The following is a 15726-nucleotide window of genomic DNA, read 5'->3' on the forward strand; positions in this document are numbered from 1 at the left end:
TCAGATGACTGGCGAACATTCTTCAAAACAATACGACACGGATTTGGAAACCATTCGCTCCAAAGTGCTGCTGATGGGCGGCCTGGTCGAACGCCAATTCCAGGAAGCCATCAACGTTTTCCGCAATGGCAACCTGGATGCGGCCGAACGTGTCATCAAGGATGACGACCAGGTCAATCGCCTGGAAATCGAACTCGACGATGCATGCAGCCACCTGATCGTGCGTCGCCAGCCGACTGCCAACGACCTGCGTACCGTGATGGCAACCATCAAAGTTATCACCGACCTGGAGCGGATCGGCGACGAAGCCGCCAAGATCGCTCGCACCGCAATTCATTTGCACAAACGCGGCGCCGGTACCATCGACCATACCGAGACGGTACGCGTGATCGCCGCCGGCGCGGCTGACCTGCTGCACGATGCGTTGGATGCCTTGGCGCGCCTCGATGAAAAGCAAGCCATGCGATTGATTGCGCAGGATGTCGTCATCGATCGCGATTTCCGCTCGATCATGCGTAACCTGATCACCTTCATGATGGAAGATCCGCGCACCATTTCTGCATCGATGGATACTTTGTGGGTGGCCAAAGCGATCGAACGCATTGGTGACCATGCCAAGAATATCGCCGAATACGTGATCTACATTGTTGAAGGCAAGGATATCCGCCATACCGATTACGCTACCGGCCAACTGGACGAGAGCGACGTCTGAACTGTGGCGAATATCGTAGAACGCATCATGGGGAGCAAGTTAACACCTTTATTTCACCTCTATGCATAAAAATATTGTGTATTACACCAGTTGCAGTACTGCCAGCTGTTTAACATTGTCTGTTGCATCTGGTAAAAATGGCTGCCGATAAAACCTCCATCCTGATCATTGAGGATGAGCCGTCTATCGCTGAACTGATCGGCTTTACCATCAAGGAAGCCGGCTGGTCGCCGTCGATCGTGCATACTGCCGCCGAAGGCTGGGAGTTTGTGCAGCGGCGCGTGCCACATCTGGTGCTGCTGGACTGGATGTTGCCCGATCAGAGCGGCTTGCGCCTGTTGTCGCAAATGCGCGCCGACCGTCAGCTGCAGTCGATGCTGGTGATGATGCTTACCGCGAAGAGCATGGAGGAAGACAAGATCGCCGGTCTTGACAATGGCGCCGACGATTACATGACCAAGCCTTTTTCGCCGCGCGAACTGACTTCGCGTGTCAAGGCCCTGTTGCGCCGCAAGGGGACCGATGAGGCGCCCGGTGTAATGCAGGCGGGTGCAGTGTCGCTTGATCCTGCCAGTTGTTCAGTTTGTCTTGAAAACCAGAAAATCGATATCGGCCACGCGGAATATCGCTTGCTGAAATTCTTCATGGCTAACCCGGATCGAGTGTTCTCGCGCAGCCAGTTGCTGGACAAGGTATGGGGCGATCACGTCGTCATCGAAGAACGTACTGTCGATGTCCATGTACTGCGCTTGCGCAAAGCCTTGCGTGAATCGGAACACCTGATTCGCACGGTGCGCAGCGTCGGCTACATGCTCTCTGCAAAATAGCAGGGGGCAAACGTACTTGATGGATGCTCTCAACTCATCGCCATAAAGCCAGCGTGCTTCTATTGCATAATCGTTATTTATGAACCCACAGATGCTGTTCTGGATCCCGGCCATGCTGCGGATCCTGCTGATTTTCGTCGTTTCGGCCGTAGTCTGGGCCTTATTTGGCGCGGTCCCTGGGCTGTTGCTAGGCCTGGGATTGATGTCGGTTGCCGTGGTGGTGCAATTGCATTACCTGTTCCGCCTCAGCGGCTGGCTCGACAATCCTCGCAGCGAGAAGCTACCTGATGGCTGGGGTGCCTGGACTGACATTTTTTCGCGCCTGTACCGCTTGCGCCGCGATGACGAAAAGCACCAGACCGAGCTGAGCGAGTGGCTGGCGCGTTTCCGCCAGGCCATGCATCTGCTGCCGGATGGCGTCGTCATCATGGACGACGTGCTGTTTCTGGAGTGGTGCAACCCGGCGGCGGAACGTCACCTCGGATTGCAGCACGGACGCGACAAGGGAATGCGCGTCACCAACCTGATTCGCAATCCGGATTTTATCGACTACATCATTCTCGGCCGCTATGACCAGCCGCTGACCTTGAGCCTGCGCGAGCGGAAGCTGATCGTGCAGATCATCCCGTTTGAAAATCGCCGCCAGATTCTGGTCACGCACGACGCCACCGAGTCCGAGCGGATCGACATGATGCGACGCGACTTCATCGCCAACGCCTCGCATGAATTGCGCACGCCGCTGACCGTGATCAACGGCTTCCTGGAAATTGCCCAGGCTCAACCCGATCTAGACCAGAAAACCCGCGCCGCCCATCTGCAGCTGATGACGGAGCAGGGGCATCGCATGCAAAACCTGATCGGCGACATGTTGACCTTGACGCGCCTGGAATCGATTGACTATCCGATGCGTCCGGAACCGGTCGACATTGACGCAATGCTGCACAGCCTGTTGTTGGAAGCTGAAGTACTGTCGGCTGGCAAGCACACGTTCTCACTGTCGATCGACGGGCCGGATATCAATGGCAGTAACGATGAACTGCGCAGTGCATTCAGTAACCTGATTTCCAATGCAGTGCGTTACACGCCGGCTGGCGGAAAAATCCAGATCATGTGGCAGAACAGCAAGGCCGGTCCGCAACTGGTCGTCAAGGATTCCGGCATTGGTATCAGCGCGGAACATATATCGCGCCTGACAGAGCGTTTCTACCGTGTTGACAAGAGTCGGTCGCGCGAGACCCAAGGTACTGGGCTCGGCCTGGCCATCGTCAAGCACGTCTTGCTGCGTCATCGCGGTACACTTGGCGTCGAATCGCGGCCGGGCGAGGGTAGCGTATTTACCGTCAGGCTGCCGGCGACGTCGGTGGTGGCGTCGGAAACTGCCTAACGCTTGTGCTGGCGGCGCGCGCCAACTTCCTGGCACGGCTGAAGTACGTGACATCGGCTACAATTCTGCGGCGACCGGATGTAGCCGGTCGTGATTGCCGACGAGATAATATTGTCGGCGCTTACGTTTCCTATTTTTCTGGCCCAATTTCCCATGCCTTCTTCGCGCCTGCTGCCTTCCCTTGCTCTTGCCTTTTGTACCGTACTGACCGCTTGCACTGGCAGTTCGGTTCTGGCTCCTAGCCAGACCACGCCAGTGGCGTCGACTCCGCCCGTTGGCCTGCCGAAGGTCAGCAAGCCGATCAAGATCGGCCTGGCGTTGGGTGGCGGCGCTGCGCGTGGATTTGCGCATATCGGCGTGATCAAGGCACTGGAATCGCAAGGGATCGTGCCTGATATCGTGGTCGGCACCAGTGCCGGCAGCGTGGTCGGCGCCATGTATGCGGCTGGCAACAACGGCTTTGCGTTGCAGAAGATCGCTCTGCAGATGGATGAGGGGGCGATTTCCGATTGGTCCGTGCCGTTCTTCGCCAAGGTCAGCGGAGTGCTGAAAGGCGAGGCGATCCAGAATTACGTCAACAAGACTGTGCGCAACGTGCCGATTGAGCAATTGAAGATGCCATTCGGGGCGGTTGCCACCGACTTGCACAGTGGCGCGCCGATCCTGTTCCGTCGCGGTAACACGGGCCTCGCGGTGCGGGCTTCATCGGCGGTGCCAGGCGTATTTCAGCCGGTCACTATCGGTGGCCGGCAATATGTCGACGGCGGCCTGGTGTCGCCGGTGCCAGTCCGTTTTGCTCGGGAGATGGGCGCTGATTTCGTCATCGCGGTCAATATCTCGGCGTCGCCGGAGGCACAGGCGGCGTCAAGTTCAGTCGATGTCTTGCTGCAGACTTTTGCCATTATGGGGCAAAGCATTAACAATTATGAATTGAAGGATGCCGACATCGCTATCCGACCGGAGCTGGGCGCGATGAAGGGTAATGATTTTGCCGCCCGCAATACCGCGATCCTGGCCGGTGAGCAAGCGGCGATGGCGCAAATGGTCATGATCAAGAAGAAATTGAAGGAAAAGCGCGAGGAGTAATGCAGCGCCGACGATGCATGCATTACCGGCCTCATTTTGTGCTCCGGCTGTAATCAAAAAGCCCCTGCGGATATTGAATCTGCAGGGGCTTTTCATCTTATTCGGCGAGATGGCGTGGCCGCGATGTTACCGGTAGGTTACTGGTGATTGTCGCCGCCTTGTTCGGGATCACTGATGCGACGGGCGCCGTTGAAGCGAGCTTTCCAGTAAGCAAGGTCCATGCTTTCGATGCGAACCGAAGCGCCGGCCCGCGGGCGTGGATGAACTTGTTGTCGCCGAGGTAGATCCCAACGTGCGAGAAGCTGCGGCGCAAGGTGTTATAGAACACCAGGTCGCCCGGCTGCAAATCCTGGGTGTCGACTTTTTCGCCGCTGCGGCTCAATTCCGCTGCAGTGCGTGGCACATTGACGCCCCAGGCGTCTTTGAATACATAGCGAACCAAGCCGCTGCAATCGAGACCGTTTTCCGGATTGTTGCCGCCGTATTTATAGTGAATGCCGATCATGCCCATTGCGCTGACTGCCAGCTCCGACGCCCGATCGGTAAATTGCTGGAGTTTGCTGCGGGTGCTGCTCGGTTGGGGACGCACATCGATATCGGTGATGTCAGAAGCGTGAGCCGGGGAGCACAGCCACAGGCTGGCAATGAGAGCGCACGCAAGTGCCACTGTCTGGAATAGGGGGAAGGCTTCTTTAATCGTCATCGTTATGGATGGGCTCTGGAACATTACGATCGCACGAATGTAAGTGAATAAGAGGTGCCTGTCAAATTTGATAGGCGCATATATAAATACAGAGGCATGACAAGACGGCAAATCGAAGCTAAAAGTTCCTGAAAAATTTTGCGATTCTGCTTTAAAGCAAGTGTCGTGCCGGAAATAAACTGACCGATTTGCGGAGCGGCTGCTGCCTATTGCCGAGCACTAAAGTACAATCAACAGTTATTTTTACAAGGAGCAAAAATGAAATCGAAACATGTTTTGACACTCGATGACGTGAAGAAAATTGCAGCGGCCGCTGAAGCTGAGGCGCTGGCAAATCGTTGGGCCGTGACCATTTCGATCGTCGACGACGGCGGTCACCTGCTGTGGTTGCAACGCCTGGACGGTGCTGCGCCAATTTCGGCGCATATCGCACCAGCCAAGGCCAAGACTGCTGCTCTGGGACAGCGTGAATCGAAAATCTACGAAGACATGATCAATAACGGTCGCTTCTCGTTCATCACCGCGCCGAACCTGGAAGGCTTGCTGGAGGGTGGCGTACCTATCGTGGTCGACGGTCAATACCTGGGTGCGGTTGGCGTTTCTGGCGTGAAGTCGGCTGAAGATGTGCAAATTGCCAAGGCCGGTATCGCCGCGTTGAGCGCGTAATATCTTTGTATTTGGGTGCAGCCGCTGCGATAGTCGGGCCTGGTGCAATGTGGTGCAAGCGTTGCGAGGTTTTGGTGCGGCGGTCCGTGGTTGTTACCCAGATGTGAATATAGCGTGGCTTGTCTTTGTTGAAATGTCGAACTGGCAAGTCGCCAATTATTGGCAGTGGTTACCGTGGCGACAGTCATAGTTTGTCAGTATTGTTGTTAATTGAGTCACGTCTTTTGTTTTTCCTAATTATTTATACAAAAATCCCGCAGGTTGATATCCGTTCGGATTGCCGGGAAGGGTGTTGTCGGCTATAATTGCAGGGTTTAGCCCAATTTACTCCGCCGTAGCGCATACCACCTTCCATTTCGTCCCAAAAAGACTGATAAACCGTCAAATCAACGCTGTTTGGGCGCTGTTTGGTGATTCATAGCGGTCGTTTGGCGCAGCGCAGCGGCGGTAACAACATCAGGAGTTACCCTTGCAGCCATTTTTTTCTGGCCTCACCGTACCGGCCATCCTCGCGCTAGCAGATGGGACGATTTTCCAAGGTATTTCCATTGGCGCCGTTGGTCATACGACAGGTGAAGTCGTATTCAACACCGCCATGACCGGCTACCAGGAAATCCTCACCGATCCAAGCTACAGCCGCCAGATCGTCACTCTCACTTATCCGCATATCGGCAATACCGGCGTCAACAAGGAGGATGTCGAATCTTCCCAGATCCACGCCGCTGGCCTCATCATCCGCGATTTGCCGCGCCTGGTTTCGAATTTCCGTTCTACCCAAACACTGGATGCCTACCTGCAGGAATCGAATATCGTCGCCATCGCCGGTATCGATACCCGCAAGCTGACCCGCATTCTGCGCGAAAAAGGCGCGCAGGGCGGTGCTATTGTGGCTGGCGAGTCTGATATTGCCGTCGCTACAGCCAAGGCGCTTGAACTGGCGCGCGCTTTCCCTGGGCTGGCAGGCATGGATTTGGCAAAGGTCGTATCGACCACCAAGGCCTACAGCTGGAGCGAGACGGAATGGCGTCTCGGCCGCGGTTACGATCAGCAGATCACTCCCAAGTACCACGTAGTGGCGTTCGACTACGGCGTCAAGTTCAACATCCTGCGCATGCTGGCGCAACGTGGCTGCAAGATCACCGTGCTGCCGGCACAGGCTTCGGCTGCCGATGCGCTGGCGCTGAATCCGGACGGGATTTTCCTGTCCAACGGTCCTGGCGATCCGGAGCCGTGCGATTACGCGATTGCCGCCACCAAGGAACTGATCGAGCGCGGCGTGCCGACCTTCGGCATCTGCCTCGGCCACCAGATCATGGCGCTGGCTTCCGGCGCCAAGACGCTGAAGATGAAGTTCGGCCACCATGGCGCCAATCATCCGGTGCAGGACCTGGACAGCAAGCAAGTGCTGATCACCTCGCAAAATCACGGCTTCGCCGTCGATGGCGCAACCCTGCCGGCGAATTGCCGCGTGACCCACGTATCGTTGTTCGACGGTTCGCTGCAAGGCTTTGCCCGCACCGACAAGCCGGCATTCTGCTTCCAGGGCCACCCGGAAGCGTCGCCTGGCCCGCATGACATCGCCCCTTGTTCGATCGTTTCATTCAATTGATGAATCAAACGATGTTGGAGAAAAATAAAAATGCCTAAGCGTAGTGATTTAAAAAGTATTCTGATTATCGGCGCCGGCCCGATCATCATCGGCCAGGCTTGCGAGTTCGACTATTCCGGCGCACAGGCCTGCAAGGCGCTGCGCGAAGAGGGCTACAAAGTCATCCTGGTCAACAGCAACCCTGCGACCATCATGACCGACCCGGAGATGGCCGATGTGACGTACATCGAGCCGATCACCTGGCAAGCGGTTGAGCGCATCATCGCCAAGGAAAAGCCGGACGCGATCCTGCCGACCATGGGTGGTCAGACCGCGCTGAACTGCGCGCTGGACCTGCATCGCCACGGCATCCTGGAAAAGTACAAGGTTGAACTGATCGGCGCTTCGCCGGAAGCCATCGACAAGGCCGAAGACCGTTCCAAGTTCAAGGCAGCGATGACCAAGATCGGTCTCGGTTCGGCCCGTTCCGGCGTTGCCCACACCATGGACGAATCCTGGGCTGTGCAGAAGGAACTTGGCTTTCCTGTGATCATTCGTCCTTCGTTCACGATGGGCGGCACCGGCGGCGGTATCGCCTATAACGCGGAAGAATTCGAAACCATCTGCAAGCGCGGCCTGGAAGCCTCGCCGACCAAGGAACTGTTGATCGAAGAATCGTTGATCGGCTGGAAAGAGTATGAGATGGAAGTGGTGCGCGACAAGGCGGACAACTGCATCATCGTCTGCTCGATCGAAAACCTGGATCCGATGGGCGTGCATACCGGCGACTCGATCACGGTAGCACCGGCGCAGACCCTGACCGACAAGGAATACCAGATCATGCGTAACGCCTCGCTGGCGGTATTGCGTGAGATCGGCGTCGACACCGGCGGTTCCAACGTGCAATTCTCGGTCAACCCGGCCGATGGCCGCATGATCGTGATCGAAATGAATCCGCGCGTATCGCGCTCTTCGGCACTGGCTTCCAAAGCTACCGGTTTCCCGATCGCCAAGATCGCGGCGAAACTGGCGGTGGGCTTTACGCTGGACGAGTTGCGCAATGAAATTACCGGCGGCGCCACGCCAGCATCGTTCGAGCCTTCGATCGACTATGTGGTCACCAAGATCCCGCGTTTCGCGTTTGAGAAATTCCCTGCTGCCGACAATCATCTGACCACCCAGATGAAATCGGTAGGTGAGGTGATGGCGATTGGCCGCACCTTCCAGGAATCGTTCCAGAAGGCCTTGCGCGGCCTCGAAGTCGGCGTTGACGGCATGAACGAAAAGACGCAAGACCGCGAAGTCATCGAAGAAGAACTCGGCGAGCCGGGCCCGGACCGTATCTGGTATGTCGGTGATGCGTTCGCCCAAGGCTTCACGCTGGAAGAAGTGCATCAACTGACCCATATCGATCCGTGGTTCCTGTCGCAGATCAAGGAAATCGTCGATATCGAATTGTGGCTGGAAAGCACCCAGACGCTGGAAGCGTTGGACCGCGACACGCTGTTCCGCCTGAAGCAAAAGGGCTTTGGCGACCGTCGCCTGGCCAAGCTGTTGAAGACCACCGATACCGATGTGCGCAAAAAGCGCCTGGCGCTGAATATCCGTCCAGTCTACAAACGGGTCGATACCTGCGCCGGTGAGTTTTCGACCAACACGGCTTACATGTACTCGACCTACGAGGAAGAGTGCGAATCGAATCCGACCAACAAAAAGAAGATCATGGTGCTGGGCGGCGGTCCTAACCGTATCGGCCAGGGTATCGAATTCGATTACTGCTGCGTTCATGCGGCCCTGGCGATGCGCGAAGACGGTTACGAGACCATCATGGTCAACTGCAACCCGGAAACCGTGTCGACCGACTACGATACTTCCGATCGCCTGTATTTCGAGCCGGTGACGCTGGAAGACGTGCTGGAAATCGTCGACAAGGAAAAGCCATACGGCGTGATCGTACAGTACGGCGGCCAGACGCCTTTGAAGCTGGCGCTGGATCTCGAAGCCAACGGCGTGCCTATCGTCGGGACTTCGCCGGACATGATCGATGCTGCCGAAGACCGCGAGCGTTTCCAGAAGCTGCTGCATGATTTGAATCTGCGTCAGCCGCCTAACCGCACCGCGCGCACCGAAGAAGATGCCTTGCGCCTGGCGCAGGAAATCGGCTACCCACTAGTCGTGCGTCCATCGTACGTGCTGGGTGGCCGTGCCATGGAAATTGTCCATGAGCAACGTGATCTGGAGCGCTATATGCGTGAAGCAGTCAAGGTCTCGCACGATTCGCCAGTGTTGCTGGATCGCTTCCTGAACGACGCCATCGAAGTCGATGTCGATTGCCTGTCCGACGGCAACCGCACCTTCATCGGCGGCGTCATGGAGCATATCGAGCAGGCTGGCGTGCACTCCGGCGACTCGGCTTGTTCGCTGCCGCCGTATTCGCTGGCGCAGGCGACAATTGAGGAGATCAAGCGCCAGACTGCATTGATGGCCAAGGGCCTGAATGTCGTCGGCCTGATGAACGTGCAGTTCGCGATTCAGCAGATCGATGGCAAGGATGTTGTGTTCGTACTGGAAGTTAATCCGCGTGCGTCGCGTACCGTACCGTTCGTGTCCAAGGCAACTGGTTTGCAACTGGCCAAGATTGCAGCGCGCTGCATGGTTGGCCAGTCGCTCGACAGCCAAGGCATCAAGGGCGAAGTCGTGCCGAAATACTTCAGTGTCAAGGAAGCGGTATTCCCGTTCGTCAAGTTCCCCGGCGTCGACACGATCCTCGGGCCGGAAATGAAATCGACCGGCGAAGTGATGGGTGTCGGCAAGACTTTCGGCGAAGCATTCGTCAAGTCGCAGCTGGGCGCCGGCATCAAGCTGCCGAAGTCGGGCAAGGTGTTCCTCAGCGTCAAGGGTAGCGACAAGCCGCGTGCGGTGCAGGTTGCCAAGGACCTGGTGGCGCTTGGCTTCACGGTGGTGGCGACCAAAGGCACGGCTGCGGCGATCGGCGCTGCTGGCGTGCCGGTGGAAACCGTCAACAAGGTTGTTGAGGGACGTCCGCACGTAGTTGACATGATCAAGAACAATGAGATTTCATTGGTGATCAACACAGTCGAGGAAAAGCGTAGCGCCATCGTCGATTCTCGCGCAATCCGGACGTCGGCTCTGGCAGCGCATGCTACGACCTACACCACGATTGCCGGTGCGGAAGCGGCGGTTGAAGGCATGCGTCATCTGGACGAGTTGCATGTCTATGATTTACAAGGCCTGCATAAAACCTTACACTAAGCTCAAATCAGGATGTGCCTAGGCGCATCCTGAATCGCTTTCGGGCTGTATCATTCGTTGCCCGGAAGCCGCCGAAACGTACAATTTAGCTATAGAAGTTCCTGCGGAGGTCATAAGCGCACCCTTTTAGGTACGTTTTTGACCTCCGTGACCTTTTATTGCGTACGTGAAACCCTATTTAATATTTGTTGAATATCACTCCTATGAGCTCAGTACCTCTTACCAAGCACGGCGCGCAATTGTTGAAAGATGAACTCCATCATTTGAAAACGAAAGAGCGTCAAGCTGTCATCAAGGCCATCGCGGAAGCGCGCGCACATGGCGATCTTTCGGAAAACGCGGATTACGATGCGGCGAAAGAGCGTCAAGGTTTTGTCGAAGGTCGGATTGCCGACCTGGAAGGAAAGTTGGGCGCCGCGCAGATTATTGATCCGGCAACCCTGGATGCGGATGGGCGCGTGGTGTTTGCCTCGACCGTCGATCTGGAGGACCTGGAGTCGGGCGACAAGGTCACTTACCAGATTGTCGGTACCGATGAGGCCGACATCAAGCTGTCCAAAGTTTCCGTGACCTCGCCAATCGCCCGTGCCCTGATCGGCAAGACGGCAGGTGACGTGGTGGGTGTGCAAGCGCCGTCCGGCATCCGCGAGTATGAAATCCTGGAAGTCCGCTACGTCTAAAGCGTGATCATGGCGGCGCCTGGCGGTGCCAGTGCAGCATTCAATCAGAAAATCCGGGAGCGGCAATGTTCGTAGTGCGATTTAGATTGTTAATTGCTACCATGTGGGTCGGTAGTTTGTGGACGATAGGCGGCCTGGTTGCGCCGGTCTTGTTCACCACATTGCCGGATCGTGTGCTGGCGGGCACGATCGCCGGCAACCTGTTTCGCATTGAAGCCTGGCTGGCGGTAGTGTGCGGCTTGCTGCTGATCATGTTGTTCAGTTACCGCACCCATGACGACTCAGCCCCGTTACGCAAAACCTTGCTGCGCCTGACCTTGCTGATGCTGGTTTGCAACGTACTCGGCTATTTCTGCCTGCAGCCTTTCATGGCTAGCCTGCGCGAAGCGGCAGCCTTGACCGGCGGCGTCATGAGTGACGGCGCCAGGACGCAGTTCGGCATCCTGCATGGCGCTTCCAGCGGGATTTACCTGATCCAGGGCTTGCTTGGGGTTGGGCTGATCTTGAAACTGCGTAGCTTGCGCTAGAAGCAAGGGGAAGGGCGCTGGCAGGAAGCCTGCGCCGCCGTATCGGAATACGGCCCCCTGGGTATTGTTATTTGAAGGCTGCCGAGGCGGCCGGCCATTAGCGGCCCAATGCCGATTTCTTGCTGCTCTTCTGGCGTGGTTTGGCGCGTTTGATGTTGCCGCCTTGCGTCACGCGTTCATTGCCTTTTACCATGACCTTGGTGACCGATGGCCGCTTGGTGCCACTCGGGCTTGGCTTGACGATGGTGACTTCGCGCATGCCTTTGCCGCGAGTTTCGCTGTGCTCTTTGACGGCATCTTTTTGCGGGCGATACAGGACCAGCAATTTACCAATGTGTTGTATCGGTGCAGCACCGAGTTTCTCGCAAATGGTTTCGTAGATAGCAATCCGTGCTTCGCGATCATCACCGAATACACGTACTTTAATCAGGCCATGCGCATTCAGATTGAGATCGATTTCCTTCATCAGGGACGGTTTCAGGCCATCTTCGCTGATCAGGACCACTGGATTGAGTCCATGGGCTTGGGAACGGAGCTCGCTGCGCTCGGCAGATGTAAGTTTCAACATAAAAATTCCTTAAAAACGGTATTCTACGCGAATGGCAAAGAAGAAATTAAACAAAAACTGGCTACACGACCACATTAACGACCCTTATGTGAAGCTGGCGCAAAAAGAAGGCTACCGTGCACGGGCTGCTTACAAGCTAAAAGAAATCGACGAACTGGACAAGCTGATCAAGCCTGGCCAGATCATTGTCGACCTTGGATCTACCCCGGGCAGCTGGTCGCAATACGCCCGCAACAAGCTGGCCGGGCAGGATGGCGGCGGTATCCACGGCATGATTATCGGCCTGGATATCCTGCCGATGGAGCCGATTGCCGATGTCCACTTCATCCAGGGCGATTTCCGCGAAGCAGAGAGTTTGCAACGTCTGGAGCGTCTGTTGGAGGGGCGCAAGGTCGATCTGGTGTTGTCCGACATGGCGCCGAATTTATCCGGAATCGCCATCTCCGATGCGGCTCGGGTCGAGGAAATTATCGATTTAGCAATTGAATTCGCACAGCAACACATGAAGCCTGGCGGTGCGCTGCTGGCAAAATGCTTTAACGGTACCGGCTACAATGAAGTGTTGATGAAATTCCGTCAAGAGTTCAAAACCGTGGCCTCCAGGAAGCCGAAAGCCAGCCGCGATAAGTCGTCGGAAATCTTCTTGCTCGGAAAGATATTGAAAAATCCGCGATAGTTATCAAGTTTTCCTTGATTTTTCATTGGTGCGGCCACATATCCTGCCTAGTAAGCTGTGCCTATTCCGAGTAAAATCGAAGAATACCTCGAAGCTGTACCTATGTCAGGCGCGCAGCGCGTCCAAGGAGTTCTAGTGAACAATATGTTTTCCAAAGCCGCCATCTGGGTGGTTATCGCCCTGGTGCTTTTCACCGTGTTCAAGCAGTTTGATGGACGGGGACTAGCTAGCGGCGCCGCGCCGATGGCCTATTCCGACTTCATCAGTGAAGTACGGTCTGGGCACATCACCGAGGCGGTCATTGAAGACCGCAGCATTGTCGCTACCACTTCGGACGGCAAGAAGGTAAAGACCGCCACCACGACGTTGGATCGTGGCCTGATTGGCGATCTGATCAACAACAACGTCAAATTCGATGTCAAGCAGCCGGAAGAACCATCGTTCCTGCAGCAGATATTCATTTCCTGGTTCCCGATGATCCTGTTGCTGGGTGTCTGGATTTTCTTCATGCGCCAGATGCAGGGCGGCGGCAAGGGCGGTGCTTTCTCGTTCGGCAAGTCGAAAGCGCGCATGCTGGATGAAAACAGCAATTCGGTAACTTTTGCCGATGTCGCCGGTTGCGATGAAGCCAAGGAAGAAGTCTCCGAACTGGTGGATTTCCTGCGTGATCCGACCAAGTTCCAGAAGTTGGGTGGCCGCATTCCGCACGGCGTGCTGATGGTTGGCCCTCCAGGTACCGGTAAAACCTTGCTGGCCCGTGCGATTGCCGGCGAAGCCAAGGTGCCGTTCTTCACCATTTCCGGTTCGGACTTCGTTGAAATGTTCGTCGGTGTCGGCGCCTCTCGTGTGCGCGACATGTTCGAAAACGCCAAGAAGCACGCTCCTTGCATCATTTTTATCGATGAAATCGATGCAGTCGGTCGTCACCGTGGCGCCGGCATGGGCGGTGGCAACGATGAGCGCGAACAGACACTGAACCAGATGCTGGTCGAGATGGATGGTTTCGAAGCCAATTCCGGCGTCATCGTGATTGCTGCGACCAACCGTTCCGATGTGCTGGACAAGGCTCTGTTGCGTCCAGGACGTTTCGATCGCCAGGTCGTGGTTGGCTTGCCTGACATTCGCGGCCGTGAACAGATCCTGAACGTGCACATGCGCAAGGTACCGATTTCGACCGACGTCAAGGCCGACATTTTGGCGCGCGGTACTCCAGGCTTCTCTGGCGCCGATCTGGCCAACCTGGTCAACGAGGCGGCACTGTTTGCAGCGCGTCGTGCCAAGCGCCTGGTTGAAATGCAGGATTTTGAAGATGCCAAGGACAAGATTGTCATGGGTCCTGAGCGCAAGTCGGCAGTGATGCGTGAAGAAGAGCGCCGCAACACTGCGTACCATGAATCCGGCCATGCGGTGGTTGCCAAGCTGTTGCCGAAAGCCGATCCGGTGCACAAGGTCACCATCATGCCGCGTGGCTTTGCACTTGGCCTGACCTGGCAGTTGCCTGAGCATGATCGCGTCAACATGTACAAGGACAAGATGCTGGAAGAAATCGCCATCCTGTTCGGCGGCCGCATCGCGGAAGAGATTTTCATGCACCAGATGTCGACCGGCGCATCGAATGACTTCGAGCGCGCTACCAAATTGGCGCGCGCGATGGTGACTCGTTACGGCATGTCCGAAACCCTGGGCACGATGGTGTACGAAGATACCGAGCAAGATGCTTATTTCGGCCGTATGTCTGCGAAGACGGTATCCGAAGCCACCCAGCAAAAGGTGGATGCAGAGATCCGCAGTATCCTTGACCAGCAATATGCGCTGTCGCGTCGTCTGCTGGAAGAAAACAAAGACAAGGTCGAAGCAATGACGAAAGCGCTGCTGGACTGGGAAACCATCGATGCCGACCAGATCAACGACATCATGGAAGGTCTTGAGCCACGCTTGCCGAAGGCTGGCAGCTCGGTTCGGAAAACGCCTAGCGACAATTCGTCCGGCGGTGTTTCGCCGAACGCTACGGCGCCTGCCTGATATCTGCCAGATGCGCATGATTAGCGCATATTGCGATAAATGCAATTGATTCTGATGAAAAAGGGTGAGGAGTGATCCTCGCCCTTTTTATTTGTGTAATTGCGGTGTCCCCGAAACTTTTCACTTTTTAAAATGCAACAGTATCTGCAATGCGGCCGCTATCGGCTGCCGCTCAACACACCGGAATCGCGGCCCTTGGTAATGGGCATTCTGAATATCACTCCCGATTCTTTTTCCGATGGCGGCAGGTTTCATTCGCTGGAGTTCGCGCTATCGCATGCCGAGCAGATGATCGCAGATGGCGTCGATATCATCGATATCGGCGGAGAGTCGAGTCGTCCTGGCAGTCCTGCACTGTCGCTGGAAGACGAACTGGATCGGGTCATGCCGGCAATCTACGCCTTGCGCGACTGCGGCAAGCCGCTGTCTATCGATACTTACAAGCCAGCTGTGATGCGTGAAGCAATTGCCGCCGGCGCCGATCTGATCAACGATATCAACGGCTTTCGCGCACCGGGCGCGTTGGAAGCTGTTGCCGAGAGTGATTGCGGCCTGTGCGTCATGCACATGCAGGCAGATCCGCAAACCATGCAGATCAATCCCGAATACCAGGATGTAGTGATGCAAGTTATCGGGTTCCTGAAGGAGCGCGTTGCAACACTGGAGCAGGGCGGTGTTGCGCGAAATCGCATCAGCATCGATCCAGGCTTTGGTTTTGGCAAGACATTGGCGCATAATGTTGCATTGTTGCAAAGCATTGGTGCAATTCAGGATACGCTGGATTTGCCTTTGCTGGCCGGCATGTCGCGCAAGAGCATGTTAGGTGAATTAACCGGCAAGCCAGTCGAGAGGCGGCTGGCAGGCAGCTTGGCGGCTGCTTTGGCCGCCGTTGCCCAAGGCGCCAAGATCGTCCGGGTACACGATGTCGCTGAGACGGTCGATGCGCTCAAGGTATGGCAGGCGGCGCGCCGGTAAATGAGTGCTTTGCGCAATCTGACGGGCTTCCGGTCAGTG

Annotated in this window: 12 protein-coding genes and 2 pseudogenes; 12 read left to right on the forward strand and 2 right to left on the reverse strand. The window is 56.2% G+C overall.

Annotation, left to right across the window (positions count from 1 at the left end; genetic code table 11):
* Window positions 1-4: 4 nt before the first annotated feature.
* The 4 genes from phoU to CAter10_RS08835 all read left to right on the forward strand — a co-directional run bounded on the left by phoU (window position 5) and on the right by CAter10_RS08835 (window position 4009).
* Window positions 5-712 carry a phosphate signaling complex protein PhoU gene (gene phoU / locus CAter10_RS08820; protein WP_061533123.1) on the forward strand — a complete coding sequence of 236 codons (708 nt, stop codon included), beginning with the start codon at window positions 5-7 and terminating at the stop codon, window positions 710-712.
* A 137-nt stretch (window positions 713-849) separates the two neighbouring features.
* Window positions 850-1539 (forward strand): winged helix-turn-helix domain-containing protein, encoded by a 690-nt coding sequence (locus CAter10_RS08825; protein WP_061533124.1) that lies wholly within the window; start codon window positions 850-852, stop codon window positions 1537-1539.
* A 79-nt stretch (window positions 1540-1618) separates the two neighbouring features.
* Window positions 1619-2923, forward strand: a complete 1305-nt coding sequence (phoR, locus tag CAter10_RS08830; protein ID WP_061533125.1) for a phosphate regulon sensor histidine kinase PhoR — start codon at window positions 1619-1621, stop codon at window positions 2921-2923.
* Between the two features lie 153 nt (window positions 2924-3076).
* The gene (locus CAter10_RS08835) at window positions 3077-4009 is read left to right on the forward strand and encodes a patatin-like phospholipase family protein (RefSeq protein ID WP_061533126.1); all 933 of its coding nucleotides are present in this window, start codon (window positions 3077-3079) and stop codon (window positions 4007-4009) included.
* 137 nt (window positions 4010-4146) lie between these two features.
* Here the strand turns inward: CAter10_RS08835 and CAter10_RS08840 are convergent.
* Window positions 4147-4736 (reverse strand): annotated as a pseudogene (locus CAter10_RS08840) (C40 family peptidase).
* Window positions 4737-4970: 234 nt separating this feature from the next.
* On the opposite strand from CAter10_RS08840, the gene CAter10_RS08845 reads away from it, so the two are divergent.
* The 5 genes and pseudogenes from CAter10_RS08845 to CAter10_RS08865 all read left to right on the forward strand — a co-directional run bounded on the left by CAter10_RS08845 (window position 4971) and on the right by CAter10_RS08865 (window position 11446).
* Window positions 4971-5378: a GlcG/HbpS family heme-binding protein gene (locus tag CAter10_RS08845; protein WP_061533127.1), complete on the forward strand. Its 408-nt coding sequence runs from the start codon at window positions 4971-4973 to the stop codon at window positions 5376-5378.
* A gap of 469 nt (window positions 5379-5847) precedes the next feature.
* Window positions 5848-7025, forward strand: a pseudogene (carA, locus tag CAter10_RS08850) (glutamine-hydrolyzing carbamoyl-phosphate synthase small subunit).
* Window positions 7018-10239: a carbamoyl-phosphate synthase large subunit gene (carB, locus tag CAter10_RS08855; RefSeq protein ID WP_061533128.1), complete on the forward strand. Its 3222-nt coding sequence runs from the start codon at window positions 7018-7020 to the stop codon at window positions 10237-10239. The pseudogene carA and the gene carB overlap by 8 nt, the downstream one beginning before the upstream one ends.
* Before the next feature lie 203 nt (window positions 10240-10442).
* A complete protein-coding gene (gene greA, locus CAter10_RS08860) occupies window positions 10443-10919 on the forward strand; it encodes a transcription elongation factor GreA (protein ID WP_061533129.1) in 477 nt (158 codons plus the stop codon).
* 101 nt (window positions 10920-11020) lie between these two features.
* Window positions 11021-11446, forward strand: coding sequence for a DUF4149 domain-containing protein (locus CAter10_RS08865; RefSeq protein WP_231879244.1), 426 nt, complete (start codon window positions 11021-11023; stop codon window positions 11444-11446).
* A gap of 97 nt (window positions 11447-11543) precedes the next feature.
* Here the strand turns inward: CAter10_RS08865 and CAter10_RS08870 are convergent, their stop codons facing one another.
* Window positions 11544-12014 (reverse strand): YhbY family RNA-binding protein, encoded by a 471-nt coding sequence (locus tag CAter10_RS08870; RefSeq protein WP_061533131.1) that lies wholly within the window; start codon window positions 12012-12014, stop codon window positions 11544-11546.
* 31 nt (window positions 12015-12045) lie between these two features.
* On the opposite strand from CAter10_RS08870, the gene CAter10_RS08875 reads away from it, so the two are divergent.
* The 3 genes from CAter10_RS08875 to folP all read left to right on the forward strand — a co-directional run bounded on the left by CAter10_RS08875 (window position 12046) and on the right by folP (window position 15687).
* Window positions 12046-12690, forward strand: coding sequence for an RlmE family RNA methyltransferase (locus CAter10_RS08875; protein WP_061533132.1), 645 nt, complete (start codon window positions 12046-12048; stop codon window positions 12688-12690).
* Window positions 12691-12825: 135 nt separating this feature from the next.
* Window positions 12826-14712: an ATP-dependent zinc metalloprotease FtsH gene (gene ftsH, locus CAter10_RS08880; RefSeq protein WP_061533133.1), complete on the forward strand. Its 1887-nt coding sequence runs from the start codon at window positions 12826-12828 to the stop codon at window positions 14710-14712.
* A gap of 132 nt (window positions 14713-14844) precedes the next feature.
* Complete coding sequence (gene folP / locus CAter10_RS08885; RefSeq protein WP_061533134.1) at window positions 14845-15687, forward strand: dihydropteroate synthase; 843 nt, start codon at window positions 14845-14847, stop codon at window positions 15685-15687.
* Window positions 15688-15726 lie beyond the last annotated feature (39 nt).

The sequence above is a fragment of the Collimonas arenae genome, from assembly GCF_001584165.1.
In the GTDB taxonomy this organism is placed as follows: Bacteria; Pseudomonadota; Gammaproteobacteria; order Burkholderiales; family Burkholderiaceae_D; genus Collimonas; species Collimonas arenae.